Source organism: Mycobacterium appelbergii, from assembly GCF_032883035.1.
Taxonomy (GTDB): domain Bacteria; phylum Actinomycetota; class Actinomycetes; order Mycobacteriales; family Mycobacteriaceae; genus Mycobacterium; species Mycobacterium appelbergii.
Genome location: NZ_JAMQTH010000006.1, coordinates 210,245 through 232,834, shown reverse-complemented (window position 1 = coordinate 232,834; position 22,590 = coordinate 210,245). Strand labels below are relative to the sequence as shown.

Genomic DNA, 22,590 nt, shown 5'->3' with positions numbered 1-22,590 from the left:
GCTGCAGCGTAACTAGAACACGTTCCATTATGGACCGGCGGGTGGGATGAACGGGCTACGCAAGCAGTAGCGACTGGTCGGCACGGTGTCGACGTTGGTGCTGGCGCCGAACGCGTCGGTGCTGGCCACCATGCGCCGCATGCGGTCGGCCAGATCGTCGTCGTCGGCGGCGCCGAAGAACGCGTGCACATCCGACACCGCCGCCAACGGGAACAACTCTTCGACGATGGCCGCCACCTCGGGCGCATCGGGAGTCAGTGCCCGCACCACGGTGTTCTGGGTGTACCCGAACGTGGCCTGGGTTTCGATCGCCACCGGCGTGTGATCGATATGCCAGCGCCGCAACCAGGTGTCCCGGTCCAGCCCGGCCGGCCTGCGCAACAGCGCGATGTTGGCCAGCCCGTCGGTCCGCTCCCCCGGGCCGCTCAGCGGCGAAGGCAGCGGCACCGACTCGGTGACCAGGTAGGCCGCCGACGAATCCCCTTCGGCAGCAAGCAGATCGAGGCATTCGCGGACCTGGGCGCCGTAGTACTGCTGGGCCCAAAGGCTGACCACGGCAACCACCGGCGGGTCCAGGGTGGTCAATGTCATCAACGAATCACGCACCGCGTCATCGCGCACGTTGACGGTCAAGCCGGCCAAACCGGCGTCGAGCAGCTTGTCGCCGACTTCGGTACGTAACCGGGTACACCACTGTTCGTCGGCCTCGGCCGCCCGCAGTGTGACGATGACTTTTTCCACGCCCCGAACCTACAACGGGCACGTGATTCATCACTTTCGCCACGGGCCCGACATTCACATATTAGCGTTTGCAATCACCAGCGAAGCACTCTCGCGGTGAGAGGCAGTGATGGCCACACCACACCAGTTCGACGATGTCGCGAGCCGGGTCGCCGACCTCGCCCCGGTGTTCCGCGCACCGTTGGATTCGCCGTACGAAATCTCCAACGAACTCTACGAAGCGCTGCGGCACGTGCTGCACGACGTGGGTGGCCAACCCGATCTACCTGTTCCGTTCACCGAGAAGCCCGAAGAGCAGTGGGAGATGGACACCTACGTGACGTGCGAGTGCCTCGGGTGGCGCGGCACCTGGAACTCCGAAGAGCGCCGTCGGGCCGAGAACGACCTGGGCGCCACCCTGTACTTCGGTCTGCCCTACTACGCCCGCTGGGCGACCGTGGCCGCCAAGGTCCTGATCAACAAGGGGCTGATCACCCCCGACGAATTGACCGCGAAGATCGACGAGGTGAGGGAAAGATTGAAGGGACCGGCATGAGCGAACGCAGATTCGCCATCGGCGATCGTGTCACCGTGCGCGACGCCACCACGCTTTTCCACACCCGCACCCAGGCATTCACGCGGGGCAGGACCGGAGTGGTCGTCGAGTACCGACCCGACTGGGTGATCCCTGAGGACGAAGCCTGGGGGCGCGACGACGCTGAACACGGGGGCCGGTTCGAACCGTTCTACGTGGTGCGGTTCCGCCAGGTCGACCTGTGGCCCAACTACACCGGCTTCGACATCGACACTCTAGAGACCGAGGTGTCCCAACGATGGCTGGAACCGGCATGAGCCACGACCACGACCACGGTGCGCACGACGCCATCCAATCTGCCGATCAGGTCAGCGAATTCGAGATTCTGGAGCGGGCCGTCCGAGAGCTGGCCGTCGAGAAGGGCCTCTTCTCGGAGGAGGACCACCGCAGGTTCTCCGAATGGGCGGAATCCATCGGGCCTAGCGGCGGCTCCAAACTTGTCGCCAAGGCCTGGACCGACCCGGACTTCAAGGCGCGCCTGCTCGCCGACGGCACCGAGGCGTGCAAGGAAGTCGGCATCGACTGGCTCGACCCCACCGGGGCCGGGACGCCGAGCGACTACACCTACTTCTACGTTCTGGAGAACACGCCTACGGTGCACAACGTCATCGTGTGCACCCTGTGCTCCTGTTACCCGCGCCCGGTACTGGGGATGTCGCCCGACTGGTACCGCACCCCCAACTACCGGCGGCGTCTGGTGCGCTGGCCGCGAGAGGTGCTGGCGGAGTTCGGGCTGCACTTCGGGCCCGAGGTCGAGGTCCGGGTGCACGATTCGAACCAGAAATCGCGATTCATGGTGATGCCGATGCGTCCGGCCGGCACCGAAGACTGGCCCCAGGAGCAGCTCGCCGAGATCATCACGCGGGATACCATGATCGGAGTCGCTGTACCCCAAGTGGATTGGACCGCATCCGCGCCACCGTCGGGTCAGCGGTGAGTCGATGCAGATGAGCACCGACGGTTACCAGATATTGCTCGACACGCTCGACGGCGGCACTGCAGCATCTCCGGCGACCGACCGCGCACCCGACGCTTGGGAATCGGCGGCGCAGGCGACGTGCGAGTGCCTGTCCTGGCGCGGTGCGCTGGACAACCTGGAGCGGCGGCACGCCGAGGATGAACTCGGTGAGACGACCTACCGCGAATTTCCCGTGCATGCCCGGTCGGTGATCGTGACCGCCCACAAGCTCATGGAGAGCGGCGCGTTCAGTCCCGGCGAACTGCAGGACCGGATGGCCGCGATCCGGGAGCGGCTCAACCGCACCTGATCCGCGCCACGTCACCGACGTTGGCCCCGTATCGGCCCACATAGCGCCAGAATGGATGGGTGCAGACGGCCGGACAAGCAGCCGACGCGTTGCGGCTCACCACCCCCGACGCGGGCGCGGTGGCGCGCAGCCTGACCGGCGTGCTCGCGATGGCCGCGGTGGCGCTGTGGTGCGGGTCCGGCGCCACAGCCATGTGGACGGTCGCCGCCGGGGTGATCGCCGGCGCCATTGCCCTGCAACGCAGCCCCGGCGGCCGGGTGCCGTTGATCGTCACCGCGTCACTGGAACTGGCGATCGCAGTGCTGCTCGGGGTGCTCGCCGGCTCGCACAACCTGGTATTCGTCGTTGTGGTGGCGCTGTGGTGCTTTGCCGCGGGCATGCAGTGGTCGCTGGGCGCCAACGCCGGACTCGTGGCATCGGCGGCCAGTGCACTCCTGGTGATCGCCCCGGCCACCGTCCCCTCGCTGGGCAATGCCGTGCTCGCGCCCATCCTGGTGTTCGTGGCGGGCGTGCTGCAGGCACTGCTCATCGCGGTCTGGCCGCCGCGCCGGTGGCGCACGCAGCGGGAAGGATTGACCCGCGCCTACCGATCGCTGGCCACCGATGCGCGCACCGTGGCAGCCGACTGCTCGGCAGATATCGACGATGCCCCGCTGACCTGGCTGCGCGAAGTATTCGCCGACAGTCAGGTGAGCCAGCGGCCGCGCGCCTACCACGGCGGTTTCCGGCTCCCCGAGCGGATCGCGGCGACCCTGGTTTCGCTGCGTTCCACCACCGACGGCGACCGTGACACCGGGGTGGCCCAGGTACTGGCCGCTGCCGCAGTGCTGCTCGACGCGATCGCCGACCAGGGGCACACCGCGCGCCGCGATGCCGAACACGCACTGGTCAGGGTCGATGCCGCCGTCGCAGCAATCGCCGGTCCCGAAGCCCCACGCGCACAACGACTGTCCGATCAACTGCGGGAAGCCGCGGTGTTGCGGTTCGGCCAGCTACACCGACCCGACCTGATCACCCTGGTGGCCGCCGCACCCGCGGTGGTGCGTTCCCATCTCACGTGGACCTCACCGATTCTGCGTCACGCCATCCGGCTGGCCGTCACAGCCGCGGTCGCCACCGCGCTGGCCCGGTTCACCGGGCTTGAGCACGGCTACTGGATCGCACTGACGGTGCTGGTGGTGCTGCGACCCGAAACCGCCCACACCTACACCCGGTGTGCCGGGCGGATGGCAGCACTGGCCGCCGGCATCATCATCGCGGCGGTGGTGACCGCCTTCTGGTCACCCATGCCGATCTTGTCGGCCGTGTGCGCAGCGGTGTTCGTGGGGCTGGCCTACGCGGTCGCGCGGTTCGGCTATCTTGCGGTCGGTGTGGCGGTGGGCACCGTAGTGGTCTTCGTCATCGGCGTCGGCGGGGTGGCCGACTGGCCCGGCAGCGGCGACCGGCTGTTCGGCGTGGCGATCGGGGGCGGCCTGGCGGTGGTAGCCCATGTCCTGCTGCCTGATCACGCCCTGATCCGGTTGCGGCAGCGGGCGGGCGAGTTGCTCATGACCGAAATCGACTACGCGGCATTCGTGGTGAAGGCTTTCGTCCACGAAGTGGGTCACCCGGCCGAGACACTCTCTGCGGCGTGGCAACGGGCGTTCCGCGCCCGCGCCGCGTTCGAGGCGGCGTGGGGCGCGGCACGGCTCGACTCCCCCGGTCTGCGGCGTTGGCTGCGCTCATACCGCACCGCGCTGAATTCGGTGACCAGCGCCTGCACGACGCTGGAGAACAGCCTGCCCACCCATCCGTCATCGGCTCTGCACGGCGAATTCATCGCTGCCGTCGACGATTACGTGGAGGTGCTGCGAGGTGCCCCGCCCAGCCCGGCGGTTCCGTGGAGCCTGGACACCGGTGAACTGTCGAACGCACTGCACCGGGTGCACGAGGTGGCATCGACGCTGGCCGCCGACAACGGCGCGGCGCGCATCCTGGTTGCCGAGCTGTCCACCATCACCCGCAGCCTGGCCGATATCGCCGTGGACCGTGTCGAGCCCGCGGCCGAGGGCAGCTAGCCGCGTGCCCACTTGGGCAGGATGAAGACGCCCTCGGCTTCGGCAGTGATGCCCTGCCCGTCGGAGACATGTCCTGCGGCAAAGGCTTTGATGCCGTCGGTGCGGGTGATCCGGCCCTCGGCATGCAGATTTCCCAGCGGGGTGGCCCGCAGGTACCGGATGGTCAGGGTGCCGGTGAACCGCGGGCTCGACGGGTCGCTGGCGGCGACCTCACCCAGGACGTGGTCGAGCACCATCGCCACCATGCCACCGTGTACGTGACCGGGTGGGCCCTCGTAGGCGGCGCCGAGGTGGAAGTCGGTCCGGACGGCACCATTGTCCTTGTGCAGCAACAGTGGAGGCGCGATCGGATTGCGGAGGCCGATCGCCGGGTTGCCCCAGGGCATCCGGTCGCCGTCCGAGGTGTACTGAACCCCGAACGGGCCATCGATCTGTTTGGCCTGCAGCCTCGCGGTCGCAGCGTCGATCTCGGCCCTGACCGCCGCCACCTCGTCGGCATCCACTTCCGAGCGGATCGTCGCGTCGATCAACTGCCGCACCGACTCGGCCAACGGCTGGTAGACCGCCCGCAGGCGCTCGACGTCAGCGGAAGTCAGACCTTCGACATGGGTGAAACCCGGCATGGGAAGAACTAGAACATGTTGCACCGGCGGTGTCGAATCACCCCGGCAGGGCCCGCAGGCCGGCCGAGGCGAAGCCGAGCCAGGTGTGGCGGTTCCCGGCCCAGCACCAACCGACCTTGGGCGCGTTGCGATTGGCGGCGCCGTCGCGCCCGGTGCCGTTGCTGATCCACAGTGCCGGTGTCCGCGCATCCAGTGACCCGTCCGGCTTGCTGAGCCGGGACGCGATCGTCATGAAGCAGTGCCCCCGCTGGAGTGCGTCGGGCTGCTGCAACACCCATTGCAGTCCCTCGCTCAGTGTCAGCGGGGTACGCCCCGCGGCGAGAATCGCGGGCAGGGCTTCGTCCGGTGACCAGTTGGCCATGTCGTCGCCACGATCCAGCCCGGACACCAGATATGCCGCGGCCTCCGGCACCGAGACCGACGGGATCGGTGCGAAATCGTCGACATCGGTCATATCGGCGACCACGAAGCCTGCCTTGCCCCGGATCGACAGCATCGGCGCCAGCACGCTGGCCGGCATCAGATCGGGATGCACGACCAGCAGCGCACCGGTGTCGTCGGCCCGGTCGGTCACCGCCTGCAACGTCTCCGCACGCAGCCCGAGAGCGATCCACCGTTCGGCTTGTTCAGCCACCGGCGGCAGGGCGGGCAGGGTTGACGGCGTGGCGGTGGGCATGGCTTCCTCAACGACGCAGGCGCACGATGCGTTCCGGTGTAGCAATTTGCTACAGTGGGTTTCAGATTGCTACAGGAGGTGCACGGCGATGCCCAGTCCCGACCGCGTGACACGGGTTGCCGCAGACCTGCTCGACAGCGCAGCCTCCGAAGGCGCACGTCAGAGCCGGTCGGCCAAACAACAGCTCGACCACTGGGCCCGCGTGGGCCGGGCGGTGTCCAGCCAGCATGCCGCGTCGCGGCGCCGGGTCGAGGCTGCACTGAACGGCGATCTCGCGATGAGCGAGTTGTCCGTCGAGGAAGGCGTGGTGTTCAACGCCGAGATCTCGGCCGCCATCGAGGAACAGTTGGCCCGCACCCATTACGGCGATCTGCTGGCCGCACAGGGGGTCACCACCGTGGCACTCGATGACGCCGGCAACATCGTCGAGCACCGGCCCGACGGTTCGTCGACGGTGGTAGCGCCCAACCGGCCCTGACACGGTGAAGCGTGTCGACGTCGTGGTTGGTCCCAACGGCGCCGGAAAATCCACGTTCGTTGCGGTGACGCTCGCACCGCTGCTGCCGGGGTGCGCCTTCGTCAATGCCGACGAGATCGCCAGACAACGCTGGCCCGCGGACGCCGCCGCGCACTCCTACGATGCGGCCAGGATCGCCGCCAAGACACGCGCGACGCTCATCGAGATGGGCCGCCCGTTCATCGCCGAGACCGTGTTCTCCCATCCCTCCAAACTCGATCTCATCCACGAGGCCCATGCCGCCGGTTACACCGTGGTGGTCCACGCCCTGCTCATACCCGAAGACCTTGCTGTCCAACGGGTTCGCCATCGCGTACTGGCCGGTGGGCACCACGTCCCCGAGGAGAAGATCCGCCAGCGCCACCACCGCCTGTGGCCGCTGGTCGCCGACGCTGTCAGTTGCGCCGACATCGCGACCGCGTACGACAATTCCCGTCACCGGGGTCCGCGCATCGTCGCGCGATTCAACAGCGGCGTGGCCCTCGGGTCACCCACCTGGCCGGAGTGGACGCCGCCGCCACTGCCGCAGCGCTGGCCCCACTGAGGGGCCGCGCGACGGCCGTCACACCCGGTCACACGGAGTGCCTTAGATAACCTATGCAGTCGTGGTCATCTGTCTACGAAGTGTCCTAGAGTGTTGATTCATGGCAGCCCGCACCCACAGCGCAGACCCCCGAGCCGAGCGGGTTCGCACCCGACTGCGCGAAGCCTCCTTTGCACTGGCCCACGAACGTGCGGTCGACGAACTCACCGTCAGCGACATCGTGGCTCGCGCCGAAGTCAGCCGTCAGGTCTTCTACCAGCACTTCTCTGATCGCGACGATGCCATTGCCAGCGCGTTCGCGGCGGAGTTCGCCCAGGTGATCGCGGACCTTTACGGTGATCCCCGCGCGCGCATCGTGCGGCTGTTCGACTTCGCCGGTGAGCACCGCGCGATGTACCGCAATGTGGTACCCAGCGCGGTGACCCAACGCGTGGTCAACGCGTTCCGCGCTCAACTCACACCCGCGTGCGCCGAGATCGCCGAGCAGGGCGTCGCCGTGGTGGCGCCCATCGCCGGCCTGACCCCCGAGGCGGTCACCCGCTTCCTCGTGGGCGGCTTCACCGAAGTGCTGCGGAACTGGATGGAAGAGCCCGACACCGACGTCGCCGGCGACGCGCGCGATCTGCGGGACCGGGTGGCCGCCGCATTCGACACCGTGAACGCGCTGCTGACACTCCCCTGAACCACTCATCCCCGAAAGGTCCACGCCCATGGGCAGACACCAGGCCCCCGAACTTGCTCATCCCCGACTGCACGTCACCCGCGCCCAGGCCCGCAATGTGGTCATGGCCATGGTGGCGTTGACCATGCTGGTCCTGGCAATGACCGCGAGCTATTCCGGTGCATTCGCCAAACCCGTGCTGCACAACCTGTCGGTGGCGGTCGTCGCGCCCCAGCCGATGGTCGACCAACTGCGCGGCCAGCCCGCGCTCGAGATCACCGAGGTCGGTGACGACGACGCTGCCCGCGATCGGATTCTGCACCGCACCGCCGACGCCGCGTTGGTCGTCGACGCCCCGGGCCACATGAACGTCTACGTCGCGGGCGGCGGCGGCCGCAGCGTCGCCGCCGCGGCCGAATCTGTCGGGCGCACAGTCGGAACCCAGACGGGGTTGGCCACCACCGTCACCGACATCGCGCCGACATCGGCCGGCGATCCGTCCGGCACCGTCGAGTTCTACGCCATCATCTTCGTCTCCATCGGGGCCTCGGTGGGAGCCGCCGCCTTCGGACGCATGGTCGGCTCCGTGCGCAGGCCGGTGACCCTGGCGCTGCGCACCGTCACCCTCACCGCCTACTCGGCGTTGCTGGCAGGCGTGGTCACCGGCTACGTCGATATGGCGCTGGGGGCGCTCACGGGCCACCCCTGGCAGGTGTTCGGCACGCTGTGGTTGTACTCGATGGCGGTCGGCGGAGCGGTCACCGGTGTCGCCGCCGCGTTCGGCACCGTCGCCTCGATGGTGCTGACCGCGTTCCTGGTGATCGTCGGCAACGCCGCCGCGGCAGGCCCGGTCGGCCGGCCACTGCTGTCCGGCTTCTACACCGCGTTCAACCACGTGGTGCCGCAGGGCTCCGGAGTGTCGCTGTTGCGCAGCATCGAGTACTTCGACGGTCATGGCGCACTGACGCCCTTTGCCACCCTGACGATCTGGGCGGCCGCCGGTTGCCTGCTCGCGATGCTGGGCACGTTCATGCGGCTGCGGCCGATCGCCGATTCCACTCAGCAGTGGCTGCAACGCTTCTCACCGGGCCGAATAGTCAACTATCGTGCGAACCGTGACCGATCTGCGGGAGCAAACCGAGCCGTACTACGACCTGGGGTCCTATCACCGGCCGATTGACACCCCGTCGGCGCCGGCCCAGGTCTGGTTCGACCGTGGCCTGATCTGGGCGTATGCCTTCAACCACGAAGAGTCCATCCGCTGCTTTGAGCGGGCCCTGGAACTCGACCCCGACCTGGCGATCGCCCACTGGGGTATCGCGTACTCGGTCGGCCCCAACTACAACAAGGCCTGGGAGGCGTTCGACCCCGTCGATCTGGCCACCTCACTGGCACGGGCCCGCGCCGAGCTCGAGCTGGCCGACCGTGGTCGCGCGTCGGCTGTGGAACGTGACCTGATTTCAGCGTTGCGGCAACGCTTTCCGACCGCAGACCCCGCCGATAGCGAGGGTTTGGCGGCCGGCCACGCCGGTTACGCCGACGCCATGGCCACCCTGGCGCGCGCCTACCCCGACGACGTCGATGTACAGGCCCTGGCCGCCGATGCCCTGGTGAACGTCACCGCGTGGGCGCTGTGGGACGGGCGCACCGGCGACCCCGCACCGGGTTCCCGCGTGCACGAGGCCAGGCGGATCCTCGAAAACGCGCTGGGGACCGTGGCCGGGCGCGAACACCCGGGAGTGCTGCACCTCTACCTGCACACCATGGAGATGTCGACCACGCCGCAGGATGCGTTGCCCGCAGCGGATCTGCTGCGCGGGCTGGTGCCCGATGCAGGCCACCTGCGACACATGCCCAGCCACATCGACGTCCTGTGCGGCGACTATCGCAGCTCCGTGAACTCGAATCTCGATGCGGTGCAAGCGGACAGAGAGTTCGTCGAGCGCGAGGGCCCGTTGAATTTCTACTCCCTCTACCGCGCGCACGACCTGCACTTCGTGGTGTACTCCGCGATGTTTCAGGGCAGTTCACAGATCGCGCTGCGCGCCGCCGACGAGTTGTCCCGCCAACTCACCCCCGAGCTGCTGTCGGTCCAGTCACCACCCATGGCGGACTGGCTGGAAGCCTTCGTACCGTTGCGGATTCACGTGCTGGTGCGGTTCGGCCGCTGGGACGACCTGGCAGCCGAGCCGCTGCCTGCCGATCCCGCGCTGTACTGCACCACCACCGCCACCATCCACTACGGTCGCGGCGTTGCCCATGCCGCACAAGGCCGACTGGCTCAGGCGCACACCGAGCGTGCGGCTTTCGTCGCGGCCTATGAGCGCATTCCGGACACCCGGTATCTGTTCAACAACACCTCCCTCGACATCCTCGCGATCGCCGGCGCGATGCTCGACGGTGAAATCGCCTACCGCGAAGGCCATCACGAGCGTGCCTTCGACCACCTGCGCCGGGCGATCGAGCTCGATGACGCGCTGCCCTATGACGAACCGTGGGGGTGGATGCAGCCCACCCGGCACGCCTACGGCGCCCTGCTGCTCGAGCAGGGGCACGTCGAACAGGCCGCCGGGGTGTACGCCGCCGACCTCGGCCTCGACCCGACGCTGAGCCGCTCCAGCTGGCACCCGAACAACGTGTGGAGCCTGCACGGCTACCACGAATGCCTCCGGCGGCTGGGCCGCGACGCCGAGGCCGTGATCATCGGCAGGCAACTGGAACTGGCGCGGGCGCGCACCGACGTACCGATCCACGCTTCCTGCGCGTGCCGCCTCGACGGCGCGGACCGCGCGTAAACTCCGGGCTGTGGCCATCAGCGACGACGACCTCAACCACCTGCGTAGGTGCGTTCAACTCGCCGGCGAAGCTCTCGACGACGGCGACGAACCCTTCGGGTCGATTCTGGTCGACGAGGCGGGCAGTGTCCGCTTCGAGGACCGCAACCGGGTGAAGGACGGCGACGCCACGCGGCATCCCGAGTTCGCGATCGCCCGCTGGGCCGTCGAGCATCTCACCCCGCAGCAACGCGCCCGCGCCACCGTCTACACCTCCGGTGAGCATTGCCCGATGTGCGCCGCGGGGCACGCCTGGGTGGGTCTCGGCCGGATCGTCTACGCCACGTCGTCGGCGCAACTGAGCGGTTGGCTCACCGAGTGGGACGCGCCCCCGGCTCCGGTGGCGCCGCTGCCGATCACGACCGTCGCGCCTGCGATCGACGTGGACGGGCCCGCCCCCGAACTCACCGAGCCGATGAAAGCGCTGTACGCCGCGAAGTTCGCGCATGTCTGAGCCGGCCTGGGTGACCCACGCCATCTGGTGGCAGATCTATCCGCTGGGATTCGTCGGCGCGTTCCCGGCCGATCCGCCACCGACCGCCGCTGAGCACCGGCTGCGCCGGATCGTCGAATGGCTGGACCATGCCGTGGAACTCGGCGCGTCCGGCATCGCACTGGGGCCGGTCTTCAGTTCCCGCACACACGGTTACGACACCACCGATCACTTCCGGCTCGACCCCCGGCTCGGCGATGACGCCGACTTCGACGAACTGGTGGAGCAGGCCCGTCAACGCGGCCTGCGACTGCTGCTCGACGGTGTGTTCAACCACGTCGGTACCGATTTCGGCCGATACCGCGAAGCGCTCGAGGGAGGACCGGGACACCCGGCATCGGCGTGGTTCCGCCGGCGTGGCGAGTCGGACTTCGACACGTTCGAAGGCCACGGTGAACTGATTGCGCTCAACCACGACAATCCCGAGGTCGTGGAGTACACGGCCGCGGTGATGCGGCACTGGCTGGGGCGTGGCGCCGACGGCTGGCGGCTCGACGCGGCGTACGCGGTGCCGGACGGGTTCTGGGCGGCGGTGCTGCCGCTGGTCCGCCGCGAGTTCGACCAGGCGTGGTTCGTCGGGGAAGTCATCCACGGCGACTACCCCGCCACGGTCAGCGCCGCCACGTTCGACTCGGTCACCCAGTACGAACTCTGGAAGGCGATCTGGAGCAGCCTCAACGACGCCAACTTCCACGAACTGGACTGGGCGTTGCAGCGGCACAGCGACTTCCTCGGGACATTCGTGCCGATGACGTTCCTGGGCAACCATGATGTGACCCGCATCGCCAGCCAGCTGCTCGAACCCCGCCACCTCGAGCATGCTCTCGTCATCCTGCTCACCATCGGCGGCACCCCCAGCGTCTACGCCGGGGACGAATCCGGGTTTCGCGGCGTCAAGGAGGACCGCCGCGGGGGCGACGATGCGGTACGCCCCGAATTCGCGTCCAGCCCCGGCGATGCCGATCCGTCCACGGCAGATGTGATCCGGCTGCACCAGTACCTGATCGGACTGAGGCGTAGATATTCGTGGCTGCACACCGCCAGGACCACGGCACTCACGCTGACCAATACCCAGTACGTGTACCGCACCGATGCCGGCCCCGACTCTCTGGTCATCGCGCTCAACGCCGACGACGCCGTGCTGCGGCTGTCACTACCCGAGCTCGGGATGACATCCGGGCAGGTGATCGCCGGGTCGGGCGCCCCGCCGCAGGCCGGCATCGTCGAAACCGAGATCGGTCCGCACGGCTGGCTGATCATCGAGCCCCACTGATACTCAGCCCAGTAATTCCAGCGTCGCCGCGTCCGGTTGGCCGTCGTAGAACCGGTCGAGCACCGTCACGAAATCGGTGTCGTCTTCGGCGGTGCCCGCAGCCACCTCGGCGAACAGCGTCATCGACGACCGCACCTTGAGGCAGTCGGGCATGCCGAAGATCTCCTCGGCCGTGCGACCGTCGATCTGGGCGACCAGTCGGCCACATTCCCGCAACCGCTCCCCCAGCGTCGGATGACGTAGATAGGCATACGCCTCATCGCGCGAGGAGATGCCGTAGTGGTACGCGGTCGAACTCCTGCCCAACCCGCGCAGCTGCGGGAACACGAACCAGATCCAATGACTGCGTTTCTCGCCACTGCGCAACTCCGCCAGCACAGTCGGATAAACCCGGTCTTGCGCCTCGATGAAGCGGTGGAGATCAAAAGGATCATTCTCGGCGGCCATGCCTTCGAATGTGGCACATTCCCGCGGCGCCGACGACAAATTGACCGCAAAGCCCATGGTCGTCTCAAAGGTCCAGCTAATGTTTCTTTTTGACATGACAATGACCTCTGAAATGCCCACCACCGAGGTGCCCACCGGCAAAGTGAAATATCCGCGGCGCCGCGTGCTGTCCCGGATCAGCATCCAGTCGAAACTGCTCGCGATGCTGCTCATCACCAGCGTGCTCTCGGCCGCGGTGGTCGGCTTCATCGGCTATCAGTCGGGCCGGAGTTCGTTGCGCGAGTCGGTATTCGACCGGTTGACCGAGACCAGGGCGTCCCAGGCACGCCAGCTCGAGGCCGAGTTCCGCTACCTGCGCGATTCCCTCGTCGTCTACACCAGGGGAACGACGGCAGTCGACGCGGCCCGGGCCTTCACCGCCGGCTTCGATCAGCTGTCCGACGCCACCATCAGCCCCCCGCAGCAGAAGTCGATTGTCGACTACTACCAGAACCAATTCACCAAGGCCGAATCCGAACAGTCCGGCAACCAGACCGACATCGGCGCGCTGCTGCCGGCATCGAACGCCCAGAAATACCTCCAGGCGATCTATACCGCGCCCTTCACCAATTGGGACGTTGCGATCAAGTACGACGATGCCCCGGACGGCAGCGCATGGTCGGCGGCCAACGCCCGGTTCAACGACTTCTTCCGGGAGATCGTCACCCGGTTCAAGTTCGAGGATGCGCTGCTGCTCGATACCAGAGGCAATGTGGTCTACACCGCGTACAAGGGCCCGGACCTCGGCACCAACATCTACAGCGGACCGTACAAGGGCGGCAACCTGGCCGAGGGCTACAAGGCGGCATTGGATTCCAACGCGGTTGACTACGTCGGGGTGACCGACTTCGGCGAATACCAGCCCGCCGATACCCCGACCGCCTGGATGATCTCCCCTATCGGCAGCCGGGGTCACCTCGACGGTGTTCTCGCACTGCAGTTCCCGATCACCGCGGTCAACCGGGTGATGACAATGGACCGGCAGTGGGAGCACGACGGCCTCGGCAAGACCGGCGAGACATACCTGGTCGGTCCGGACAGTCTCATGCGCTCGGATTCGCGGCTGTTCATCGAGAACCGCGACGAATTCAAACAGCAGGTCATCGATGCGGGCACCCCACCGGATGTCGCCGAGAAATCCATCCGACAGGGCGGAACCACATTGGTACAGCCGGTCCGCGATCAGGCCGCGCAGCTGGCCGAACGCGGCCAGACCGGAACCATCATCGAGACCGACTATCTCGGTAACGAGACACTGCAGGCCTATGCCCCGATCGATCTCGCGGGACTGGATTGGGGCGTGGTCGCCAAGATCGACACCGCCGAGGCCTTCGCGCCGGTGGCGGCGTTCACCCGGACACTGGTGCTGTCCACCGTGGCGATGATCTTCGTGGTGTGCATCGCTGCAATTCTGTTGGCGAGGTTCTTCGTTCGACCCATTCGCCGGCTCGAGGCGGGCGCCCTGCAGATCAGCGCCGGTGACTACGGAATCGCGCTACCCGTACGCTCCCGGGACGAATTCGGAGATCTCACGGTCGCTTTCAACGAGATGAGCCGCAACCTGCGGATCAAGGAAGATCTACTCGCCGAACAATGTCGGGAGAATGACCGGCTGCTGTTGACGATGATGCCGGAGTCGGTGGTCCAGCGGTACCGTGAGGGTGAGGACAACATCGCCCAGGATCACCAGAATGTCACCGTGATCTTCGCCGACTTCATCGGGCTCGACGAATTGTCCGCGGAGCTGAACTCCGATGAACTGCTGGCGATCGTCAACAAGCTGGTTCACCAGTTCGACGCGGCCGCAGAGGATCTCGGCATCGAGCAGGTGCGTACCCTGCACAACGGCTACCTGGCCAGCTGCGGCCTGACCGTGCCCAGGCTCGACAACGTCCGACGCACAGTGGATTTCGCCGTCGAGATGCAACGCATCGTGGACCGGTTCCGCAGCGAGTCCGGTTACGAACTGCGATTGCGCGCCGGCATCGACACCGGCACCGTCAGCAGCGGCCTGGTCGGTCGGTCCAGCCTGGCCTACGACATGTGGGGATCCGCCGTGGATCTGGCCCACCAGGTGCAGAGCGGCACCCCGACGTCCGGTGTCTATGTGAGCGGCAGAGTGCACGATGTCACGCGGGACACGCGTCAGTACACCGCTGCGGGAACCGTCACCGTCGGTGACGCCGAGGAGCAGATCTGGCGTCTGACGGAGCGTCAGGCGTGAGCAGCGTGCTGAACGCCGATTGGTTCTACTGGGCACTGTCGGTCGGGATCGGCCTGCCGATCGGGCTGATCGTGCTCACCGAACTGCACAACACGCTGGCCCGGCGTGGCAGCTACCTGGCCCGCCCGATAGGCCTCTTGCGCAACTACATCCTCCCGCTGGGGGCCCTGCTGATCCTGTTGGTGAAGGGCAGCGACATCTCGGCAGAGGCGACCACCGTGCGGATTGTGGCCACCGCATTCGGTTTCGTGGTGATGATCCTGCTGCTGTCCGGGCTCAACGCCACGCTGTTCCAAGGTGCACCGGAAGGCAGTTGGCGCAAGCGGATTCCGTCGATTTTCCTCGACGTGGCCCGTTTCGCACTGATCGCGATCGGCGTCGGCATGATCTTCGCCTACGTCTGGGGAGCCAACGTCGGCGGCCTGTTCACCGCACTGGGCGTCACTTCGATCGTGCTCGGCCTGGCCCTGCAGAACGCCGTCGGCCAGATCATCTCCGGTCTGCTGTTGTTGTTCGAACAGCCGTTCCAGCTCGGCGACTGGCTGGACACCCCGTCGGCCCGCGGTCGGGTGGTCGAGGTCAACTGGCGCGCAACACATATCGACACCGGCGGCGGCCTGCAGATCATGCCCAATTCGGTGTTGGCGGGCGCGTCGTTCACGAATCTGAGCCGTCCGCCGTCATCGCATTCGCTGTCGATTGTCAGTGTCTTCGCCTCGTCCGATCCACCCGACGAGGTGTGCGCCCTGCTCACCCGGGTGGCCGCGGCATTGCCGCAACGACGCGGCCGTGCGGCTCCCAAGGCAGTCCCGCTCGGCGGCAACCAATACCGAACCTCGATTCCGCTACGCTCACCCGCCGATGACGGCGCCGCCCGGTCCACTTTCTTGCGCTGGATCTGGTACGCGTCACGTCGCGCCGGACTGCATCTCGACAACGTTGCCGACGACTTCACCACGCCAGAGCGCTTGACGAAGGCCGTGCGGCAGATGGCACCGACCCTGCGACTCAGCCACACCGAGCAGACCGAACTGCTCGCCCACGCCACCTTGGCCCGCTTCGGCGCTGAGGAAGCCATTCAGATCGCCGGTGAGGTACCCACGCAGATGCGCTTCATCGTGCACGGTCGGGTGCAGGTGACCGTGATCGGAGTGGACGGCGCCGCGGTTCCGGTCCGCGTACTCGAGGACGGGGAATTCCTCGGGCAGACCGCACTTACCCGGGAAAATGCGCTGGCCTCGGCCCACGCACTTGAGGAGACTGCGGTACTGCAGGTCAAGCGCGAATACCTGGAGACGCTGGTTTCGCGAAATCCCATGCTGCTGCACGAGATCGGCCGGGTGATCGGGGAACGCCGAGCCAACGCCCGACGGGCACTGTCGTCCGTCGACAACTAGAGCGGCGCACGACGACGGTCTCGACGTCGAGTCGCAATCGTTAGCCAACCGCGATCTGGTTCGCCGTGTTGTGACCACTGTGACTGAAGTGGCTCGTGATTCACTTTGCAGGCAAAGCGACGGCAATTGCTTGTGGCATGCGACGAAAGGTGGGTTGGTTGCCGTTATGAAGTTCAAGAGGAATACGCGCGGTGCTTCAGCGAAGTCACTGCTGCGCCGACTTGTGGTGGGAGCCGTTGCGGCAGTGACCCTGCCCGGGTTGATCGGTTTTGCCGGGGGGTCGGCGACCGCTGGAGCATTCTCGCGGCCGGGCCTGCCCGTCGAATACCTTGACGTGTTCTCCCCATCTATGAACCGCGACATCCGAGTTCAGTTCCAGGGCGGCGGACCGCACGCGGTCTACCTGCTCGACGGCCTCCGGGCCCAGGACGACTTCAACGGCTGGGATATCAACACGCCGGCATTCGAGTGGTACAACGATTCGGGTCTGTCCACGGTCATGCCGGTCGGCGGCCAGTCCAGCTTCTACACCGACTGGTACCAGCCGTCCAAGGGCAACGGGCAGGACTACACCTACAAGTGGGAGACCTTCCTGACCCAGGAACTGCCGACCTGGCTGGAGTCGAATCGTGGTGTGTCGCAGACCGGCAACGCCGTCGTCGGCATCTCGATGGCAGGCAGCGCCGCGCTGACCTACGCGATCTATCATCCGCAGCAGTTCATCTACGCCGGAACCCTTTCGGGCTTCCTGAACCCCTCCGAGGGTTGGTGGCCGATGCTGATCGGCCTGTCCATGAACGATGCCGGTGGTTACAACGCCGAGAGCATGTGGGGTCCGGCAACCGACCCGGCCTGGAAGCGCAACGACCCGATGGTGAACATCAACCAGCTGGTCGCCAACAACACCAGGATCTGGATCTACTGCGGTACCGGTACCCCATCGGATCTGGACGCAGGAACCTCCGGCGGCAACCTGTTGGCCGCGCAGTTCCTCGAAGGCCTCACCCTGCGGACCAACGTCACGTTCCGTGACAACTACATCGCGGCCGGTGGCAACAACGGGGTGTTCAACTTCCCGCAGAACGGCACGCATGCGTGGAATTACTGGGGACAGCAACTGCTGCAGATGAAGCCGGACATCCAGCGGGTGCTGGGCGCCCAGTCCGCCACCTAGAAGATCCACCCACCCGGGAAGCCTGCCGTTACCCCCAACGGCAGGCTTCCTGCCTTTCCGCGTCAGCCCTGAACGGTGGGACGGATGGTGATCTCGCCGATCTCGACATCGTGCGGCTGCTCGATCGCGAAGGCGATGGCCCGGGCGACCGCGTCCGGCGGAATGCCGAATTCGGCCATGTTCGCCACGGCCTGGGCGCGCACCGCCGGGTCGTCGATGGAACCGGCGAGCTCGGTACGCACGTAACCGGGTGAGATGGACGTGGTGCGGATGACGCCGTCAGTGGACTCCTGACGCAACCCTTCCAACAACGTCCGCACCGCATTCTTGGTTGCCGCGTAAACCGCCTGGGTGGGCACGATCTTCAGGCCGGACGTCGACACCGTCGTCACGAAATGACCGTCGCCCTGTTTGCGGAATACCGGCATGGCCGCGGCGAGGCCGTGGAGCACGCCGCGCAGGTTGACATCGATCATCGCCGTCCAACCGGGGACATCCCCGTCGGAGAGCGGTCCGATCTTGCTGATCCCGGCATTGTTCACCAATACGTCGAGCCGCCCGAAGCTCTCCACCGCCCGCTCGACCAGCCGGTCCAGGTCGGTGACGCGGCGGACATCGGTGACGCACCCCGTCACGCTCGCGCCGGTGGCGCGCAGTTCCTCGGCGATCCGCTCCAGCCGGTCGCCCCGGCGGGCACCGAGAACGACGGCTGCGCCGCGGGCCGCGAGCAGCCGTGCCGTCGCCTCGCCGATGCCGCTGCTGGCACCGGTGATGGCCACCACCTTGCCCGTGAGGCTCTGCGCGCTCACGGCCGCAACACCAATTTCCCTCTGGTGTGGCGCGCTTCGAGTTCGGTGAAGGCGGCCTGCACATCGTCGAGGGCGTACACGCCACCGATCGGAATCTCGAGTTCTCCGGTGGTGACGAGATCGGCGAGCTCGGCGAGCACGGCGATGTCCGATGCGTCGGCGTTGCCGGCGCTGCGCACACCGAACTGCTCGACAGCAGCGAAATCGATGATGGTGTCGACGCGTTCTGGCGATACCGCCAATTCGTCGACCGCCAGTGCCACGTAACCGCCGCCGAAGAAATCGAGGAAGGCGTCGACCCGCCCAGACGGGGAGGCAGCACGCAACCGGTCCGCGAGGCCGTCACCGTAGTTCACCGGACCGGCACCGTGCGTGGTGAGCCACTCATCGTTGGCTGGACCAGCTATCCCGAGCACATTCGCCCCGGTCCGCTTGGCCAGTTGTACCGCAATCGAGCCGACGCCACCCGCTGCGCCGGCGATCGCGACCACGTCCCCATCGGCCAGGTTCACCGCACGCACCGCGGCGTAGGCCGTGGTGCCTGCGACGAACAGGGACCCGGCGACCTCCCACGGGACGGCGGGCGGCTTGGCCGTCAACTGTCGGGCCGGTACCGTCACGTACTCGGCCTGGCTGGACCGCTGCTCAGCGAAACCGAGTACCTCGTCCCCGATGTCGAATCCGGTCACACCCGCACCGAGTCCGGCGACCACACCCGCCAGATCACTGCCCTGACCGGAGGGGAATGACGCCGGCCAACGATCGTGCATCGCACCGCGGCGGATCATCGCCTCCCCCGGATTGATGCCCGCGGCCTTGACCTCGACGAGAACCTCGCCGTCAGCCGGGACGGGGCGTGGCACATCGCGGACCTGAAGGACGTCGATACCGCCGTAATCGTCGAACTGCACTGCTCTGCTCATCTCAACTACGACCGGGCTGCCCGAGCGTCTATTCCCGATTTCATTCCCAGGAATCGCCCAGGTACTCCACATACTTTGGCGACGGTGAGTGAACCGGTGCAGGCTGTCGCACAATCTGAGTCTGCTGCCGAGCCAAGGTCATTGCGGCCGATTCTGCGATCCGTCCTCCTCGATGTGGCACCGCCGCTCATCGCCTATTACGGATTGCGGGCCACCGGTGTGTCGGAGTATGTCGCGCTGCTGACCGCCACGGTGCTCGCGGGCGCGAAGGTCAGTTATGACGCGGTCAAGGCCCGCCGATGACGATCAGGACCCGAGCGAGAGTGATTTCAAGCACCGGGTGCACGTTGCGCTCTCAGCGATGTGGGGCGTCGGCCTGTTCGTCGGGATGGCAGTCAGCCTGACGATCATCTTCGGGATGTCCGTCGACGTCGCCAAGGCCGTTGACACGGTGGTTTCGCTGATTTTGACCGCGGTCCTGGTCGCTGCGACGTTCGTGGTGGCCACCCGCGCACGTGCCAGGTGGGATAAAGAACGGATGCAGGCCCGGGAACAAACCTGAGCCCGGCAGGGTTGAGCGCATCAGACTGAACTTTGGAGGTTTGATGTCCGAGTCAACTGCAACATCCACCGCTGTGCCCGTGTTGTTCTTGAGCGAACCGATCGTGCTGCCCGGCATGGTGGTGCCGATCGAACTCGACGACGCTGCCCGCGTCGCCGTCGAAGCGGCCGAGGCCGCGGCTCCGACCGGCGACACCGGCAAGCTGCTCATCGCGCCACGGCTTGAGGACCGCTACCCCACTTACGGTGTGATCGCCTCGATCGTGCAGGTCGGTCGCACGCCCGGCGGTGGCGCGGCCGCCGTCGTCCGCGGTGAACGGCGCGCGCACATCGGTTCCGGGACCACCGGGCCCGGCACCGCGCTGTGGGTGCTCGTGGACGAAGTGACCGAATCCGAGATCGACGACGATACGAAAGCGCTCGCCACCGAGTACAAGAAGCTGCTGCTGGCGATGCTTCAGCGCCGCGAGGCCTGGCAGATCGTCGACGTGGTCAACAAGATCACCGACCCGTCGGCGCTGGCCGACACCGCCGGCTATGCGTCGTACCTGACCGACGTGCAGAAGCGGGAGCTGCTGGAGACCTCAGATGTCGCGGCCCGGTTGCGCGCCCTGATCGACTGGACCGGCGAGCACCTGGCCGAGGTCGAGGTCAACGACAAGATCGCCGAGGATGTGCGCTCGGGCATGGACAAGCAGCAGAAGGAATTCCTGCTGCGCCAGCAGCTGAACGCCATCCGCAAGGAACTGGGCGAAGGCGAACCCGAAGGCTCCGAGGACTACCGGGCCCGGGTCGAGGCGGCCGAGCTGCCCGAGAAGGTGCGGGAAGCGGCGTTGCGCGAGGTCGGAAAGCTGGAGCGGTCCAGCGACCAGAGCCCCGAGGGCGGCTGGATCCGCACCTGGCTGGACACTGTGCTGGACCTGCCGTGGAACCTCACCACCGAGGATTCCACCGATCTCGCGGCTGCCAGGGAGATCCTGGACGCCGACCACCACGGCCTCGATGACGTCAAGGACCGCATCGTCGAGTATCTGGCCGTGCGGGCCCGCCGCGCGCAGCGCGGCATGGCCGTCGTGGGTGGGCGTGGCTCCGGCGCCGTGATGGTGCTGGCCGGGCCCCCAGGAGTCGGCAAGACCTCGCTGGGCGAGTCCGTCGCACGGGCCCTGGGCCGCAAGTTCGTCCGTGTCGCGCTGGGCGGTGTGCGTGACGAGGCCGAGATCCGTGGCCACCGGCGCACCTATGTCGGGGCGTTGCCCGGTCGGATCGTGCGGGCGATCGGCGAGGCGGGATCGATGAATCCCGTTGTGCTGCTGGACGAGATCGACAAGGTGGGCTCCGACTACCGGGGCGATCCTTCGGCCGCCCTGCTGGAGGTACTGGACCCGGCGCAGAACCACACGTTCCGCGACCACTACCTGGATCTCGACCTGGACCTGTCCGACGTCGTGTTCCTGGCCACGGCCAACGTGATCGAGAACATCCCGTCGGCGCTGCTGGACCGGATGGAACTGGTGACCATCGACGGGTACACCGAAGATGACAAGGTCGCCATCGCCAGGGACTACCTGCTGCCCCGGCAGTCCGAGCGGGCGGCGCTGACCGCTGACGAGGTCAGAGTCACCGACGCGGCGCTGCGCAAGATCGCCGCCGACTACACCCGGGAACCCGGGGTGCGTCAGTTCGAACGGTTGCTGGCCAAGGCGTTGCGCAAGGTCACCACGAAACTGGCCGCAGCAGGCGATTCCCTGACCATCGACGAGCCGGATCTCGTCGAGTACCTGGGCCGCCCGCGGTTCACCCCCGAGTCCAACGAGCGGACCGCGGTGCCCGGCGTGGCGACCGGCCTGGCCGTCACCGGTCTCGGCGGCGATGTCCTGTACATCGAAGCCAACGGGACCCCGGGTGAGCCGGGCCTGAAGCTGACCGGCCAACTGGGTGACGTGATGAAGGAATCCGCGCAGATTGCGCTGTCCTACGTGCGGGCCCACGCGTCCGAGCTCGGCGTCGACCCGCAGGCACTGGACCGGCAGATCCACGTGCACGTGCCTGCCGGCGCGGTGCCCAAAGACGGCCCGTCCGCGGGTGTCACCATGGTGACCGCGCTGGTCTCGATGGCGACCGGGCGTCAGGTGCGCGGCGATGTCGGCATGACCGGTGAGGTCACGCTGAACGGCCGGGTGCTGCCCATCGGCGGTGTCAAGCAGAAACTGCTGGCCGCCCAGCGGGCCGGGCTGAGCACGGTGTTCATCCCGCAACGCAACGAGGCCGACCTGGACGACGTGCCCAGTGAAGTGCTGGCGGTGCTCGACGTTCGGCCGATGACCGACGTGGCCGACATCATCGCCCAGGCGCTGGAGCCACGCCCGGAGTCCGCGACCGTCGCGGCCTGACAACCGAACGCGCGACTCCATCGCGCGAGCAGACGCAGAAGTCCCCGATTCACCGGTGAATCGGGGACTTTTGTGTCTGCTCGGCCGGAAAGTTTCCGTCTGACCTGCGGACGTGCGCGATGGGTTTCCTGCTGATAGCGTGACGCGCGGCACACCTCCGCATTGGGGGTGGCCTGCACAACTCAACATGCCAGTGAGTCGCGGCGGGAGAGTCCCGTCCCATTCAGCAGGCGGGCGCCGCAGGAGCAAATCCTCCCCGGGAATCTCTCAGGCACCGGTATCGCCGCGACTAGGCACCTCTGGAAAGCAGTTGGCCCACAAGCCAACTCACCGAAGGGGCAAGCGGCCCGCAGCGACGGGCCGTG

The 22,590-nt window shown here is 66.9% G+C and carries 24 protein-coding genes and 1 riboswitch; of the genes, 18 read left to right on the top strand and 6 right to left on the bottom strand.

Going from position 1 to position 22,590, the window contains the following annotated elements; translation table 11 throughout:
- Positions 1-27: 27 nt before the first annotated feature.
- Positions 28-741 (bottom strand): EthD domain-containing protein, encoded by a 714-nt coding sequence (locus tag M1247_RS15540; protein ID WP_317157241.1) that lies wholly within the window; start codon positions 739-741, stop codon positions 28-30.
- Between the two features lie 109 nt (positions 742-850).
- Between M1247_RS15540 and M1247_RS15535 the strand changes: the two genes are divergently transcribed.
- From M1247_RS15535 to M1247_RS15515, 5 genes are read left to right on the top strand one after another with little or no spacing between them, the layout of a single operon-like run.
- On the top strand, positions 851-1,276 hold the full coding sequence (locus tag M1247_RS15535) for an SH3-like domain-containing protein (RefSeq protein ID WP_317157240.1): 426 nt from the start codon (positions 851-853) through the stop codon (positions 1,274-1,276).
- Positions 1,273-1,572, top strand: a complete 300-nt coding sequence (locus M1247_RS15530; protein WP_317157239.1) for an SH3-like domain-containing protein — start codon at positions 1,273-1,275, stop codon at positions 1,570-1,572. Before M1247_RS15535 ends, M1247_RS15530 begins: the two co-directional genes overlap by 4 nt.
- Entirely contained in the window at positions 1,569-2,252 is a 684-nt protein-coding gene (scnC, locus tag M1247_RS15525) for a thiocyanate hydrolase subunit gamma (protein ID WP_317157463.1), read from the top strand. The genes M1247_RS15530 and scnC overlap by 4 nt, the downstream gene beginning before the upstream one ends.
- A gap of 4 nt (positions 2,253-2,256) precedes the next feature.
- Entirely contained in the window at positions 2,257-2,583 is a 327-nt protein-coding gene (locus M1247_RS15520; RefSeq protein ID WP_410506875.1) for a ScnB, read from the top strand.
- A gap of 59 nt (positions 2,584-2,642) precedes the next feature.
- Entirely contained in the window at positions 2,643-4,640 is a 1,998-nt protein-coding gene (locus M1247_RS15515) for an FUSC family protein (RefSeq protein WP_317157238.1), read from the top strand.
- Here the strand turns inward: M1247_RS15515 and M1247_RS15510 are convergent.
- Positions 4,637-5,263, bottom strand: a complete 627-nt coding sequence (locus M1247_RS15510) for a PaaI family thioesterase (RefSeq protein ID WP_317157237.1) — start codon at positions 5,261-5,263, stop codon at positions 4,637-4,639. The genes M1247_RS15515 and M1247_RS15510 overlap by 4 nt on opposite strands.
- A gap of 37 nt (positions 5,264-5,300) precedes the next feature.
- Positions 5,301-5,939 carry a DUF5701 family protein gene (locus M1247_RS15505; RefSeq protein WP_317157236.1) on the bottom strand — a complete coding sequence of 213 codons (639 nt, stop codon included), beginning with the start codon at positions 5,937-5,939 and terminating at the stop codon, positions 5,301-5,303.
- An 88-nt stretch (positions 5,940-6,027) separates the two neighbouring features.
- On the opposite strand from M1247_RS15505, the gene M1247_RS15500 reads away from it, so the two are divergent.
- The 7 genes from M1247_RS15500 (at position 6,028) to M1247_RS15470 (ending at position 12,261) form a co-directional block, all read left to right on the top strand.
- Entirely contained in the window at positions 6,028-6,417 is a 390-nt protein-coding gene (locus M1247_RS15500) for a TA system antitoxin ParD family protein (RefSeq protein WP_317157235.1), read from the top strand.
- A 4-nt stretch (positions 6,418-6,421) separates the two neighbouring features.
- Complete coding sequence (locus tag M1247_RS15495) at positions 6,422-7,000, top strand: ATPase (RefSeq protein ID WP_317157234.1); 579 nt, start codon at positions 6,422-6,424, stop codon at positions 6,998-7,000.
- Positions 7,001-7,100: 100 nt separating this feature from the next.
- The gene (locus M1247_RS15490) at positions 7,101-7,682 is read left to right on the top strand and encodes a TetR/AcrR family transcriptional regulator (protein WP_317157233.1); all 582 of its coding nucleotides are present in this window, start codon (positions 7,101-7,103) and stop codon (positions 7,680-7,682) included.
- A gap of 28 nt (positions 7,683-7,710) precedes the next feature.
- Entirely contained in the window at positions 7,711-8,841 is a 1,131-nt protein-coding gene (locus M1247_RS15485; protein WP_317157232.1) for a hypothetical protein, read from the top strand.
- Positions 8,786-10,456 carry a tetratricopeptide repeat protein gene (locus M1247_RS15480; protein ID WP_317157461.1) on the top strand — a complete coding sequence of 557 codons (1,671 nt, stop codon included), beginning with the start codon at positions 8,786-8,788 and terminating at the stop codon, positions 10,454-10,456. Before M1247_RS15485 ends, M1247_RS15480 begins: the two co-directional genes overlap by 56 nt.
- Positions 10,457-10,466: 10 nt before the next feature.
- A complete protein-coding gene (locus tag M1247_RS15475) occupies positions 10,467-10,949 on the top strand; it encodes a nucleoside deaminase (RefSeq protein WP_317157231.1) in 483 nt (160 codons plus the stop codon).
- On the top strand, positions 10,942-12,261 hold the full coding sequence (locus M1247_RS15470; RefSeq protein WP_317157230.1) for an alpha-amylase family protein: 1,320 nt from the start codon (positions 10,942-10,944) through the stop codon (positions 12,259-12,261). The genes M1247_RS15475 and M1247_RS15470 overlap by 8 nt, the downstream gene beginning before the upstream one ends.
- A gap of 3 nt (positions 12,262-12,264) precedes the next feature.
- Here the strand turns inward: M1247_RS15470 and M1247_RS15465 are convergent, their stop codons facing one another.
- Positions 12,265-12,708 carry a DUF1810 domain-containing protein gene (locus M1247_RS15465; protein WP_317157229.1) on the bottom strand — a complete coding sequence of 148 codons (444 nt, stop codon included), beginning with the start codon at positions 12,706-12,708 and terminating at the stop codon, positions 12,265-12,267.
- Between the two features lie 94 nt (positions 12,709-12,802).
- Here M1247_RS15465 and M1247_RS15460 point away from each other — a divergent pair, with 94 nt between their 5' ends.
- From M1247_RS15460 to M1247_RS15450, 3 genes are all read left to right on the top strand, one after another.
- Complete coding sequence (locus M1247_RS15460; RefSeq protein ID WP_317157228.1) at positions 12,803-14,971, top strand: adenylate/guanylate cyclase domain-containing protein; 2,169 nt, start codon at positions 12,803-12,805, stop codon at positions 14,969-14,971.
- Positions 14,968-16,368 carry a mechanosensitive ion channel domain-containing protein gene (locus M1247_RS15455; protein ID WP_317157227.1) on the top strand — a complete coding sequence of 467 codons (1,401 nt, stop codon included), beginning with the start codon at positions 14,968-14,970 and terminating at the stop codon, positions 16,366-16,368. Before M1247_RS15460 ends, M1247_RS15455 begins: the two co-directional genes overlap by 4 nt.
- A 166-nt stretch (positions 16,369-16,534) precedes the next feature.
- Positions 16,535-17,542 (top strand): esterase family protein, encoded by a 1,008-nt coding sequence (locus M1247_RS15450; protein WP_317157226.1) that lies wholly within the window; start codon positions 16,535-16,537, stop codon positions 17,540-17,542.
- Positions 17,543-17,604: 62 nt separating this feature from the next.
- Here the strand turns inward: M1247_RS15450 and M1247_RS15445 are convergent, their stop codons facing one another.
- Entirely contained in the window at positions 17,605-18,351 is a 747-nt protein-coding gene (locus M1247_RS15445; RefSeq protein WP_317157225.1) for an SDR family oxidoreductase, read from the bottom strand.
- Positions 18,348-19,274 (bottom strand): NADP-dependent oxidoreductase, encoded by a 927-nt coding sequence (locus M1247_RS15440; protein WP_317157224.1) that lies wholly within the window; start codon positions 19,272-19,274, stop codon positions 18,348-18,350. The genes M1247_RS15445 and M1247_RS15440 overlap by 4 nt, the downstream gene beginning before the upstream one ends.
- Before the next feature lie 84 nt (positions 19,275-19,358).
- Between M1247_RS15440 and M1247_RS15435 the strand changes: the two genes are divergently transcribed.
- Genes M1247_RS15435 through lon form a run of 3 tightly spaced genes read left to right on the top strand, consistent with a single transcriptional unit; the run spans position 19,359 to position 22,225 of the window.
- A complete protein-coding gene (locus M1247_RS15435) occupies positions 19,359-19,577 on the top strand; it encodes a DUF3159 domain-containing protein (RefSeq protein ID WP_317157223.1) in 219 nt (72 codons plus the stop codon).
- Positions 19,552-19,836, top strand: coding sequence for a DUF3159 domain-containing protein (locus M1247_RS15430; RefSeq protein ID WP_317157222.1), 285 nt, complete (start codon positions 19,552-19,554; stop codon positions 19,834-19,836). Before M1247_RS15435 ends, M1247_RS15430 begins: the two co-directional genes overlap by 26 nt.
- A gap of 43 nt (positions 19,837-19,879) precedes the next feature.
- On the top strand, positions 19,880-22,225 hold the full coding sequence (lon, locus tag M1247_RS15425; RefSeq protein WP_317157221.1) for an endopeptidase La: 2,346 nt from the start codon (positions 19,880-19,882) through the stop codon (positions 22,223-22,225).
- 194 nt (positions 22,226-22,419) lie between these two features.
- A riboswitch (glycine riboswitch) is annotated at positions 22,420-22,518 on the top strand.
- The last annotated feature ends 72 nt before the right edge of the window (positions 22,519-22,590 follow it).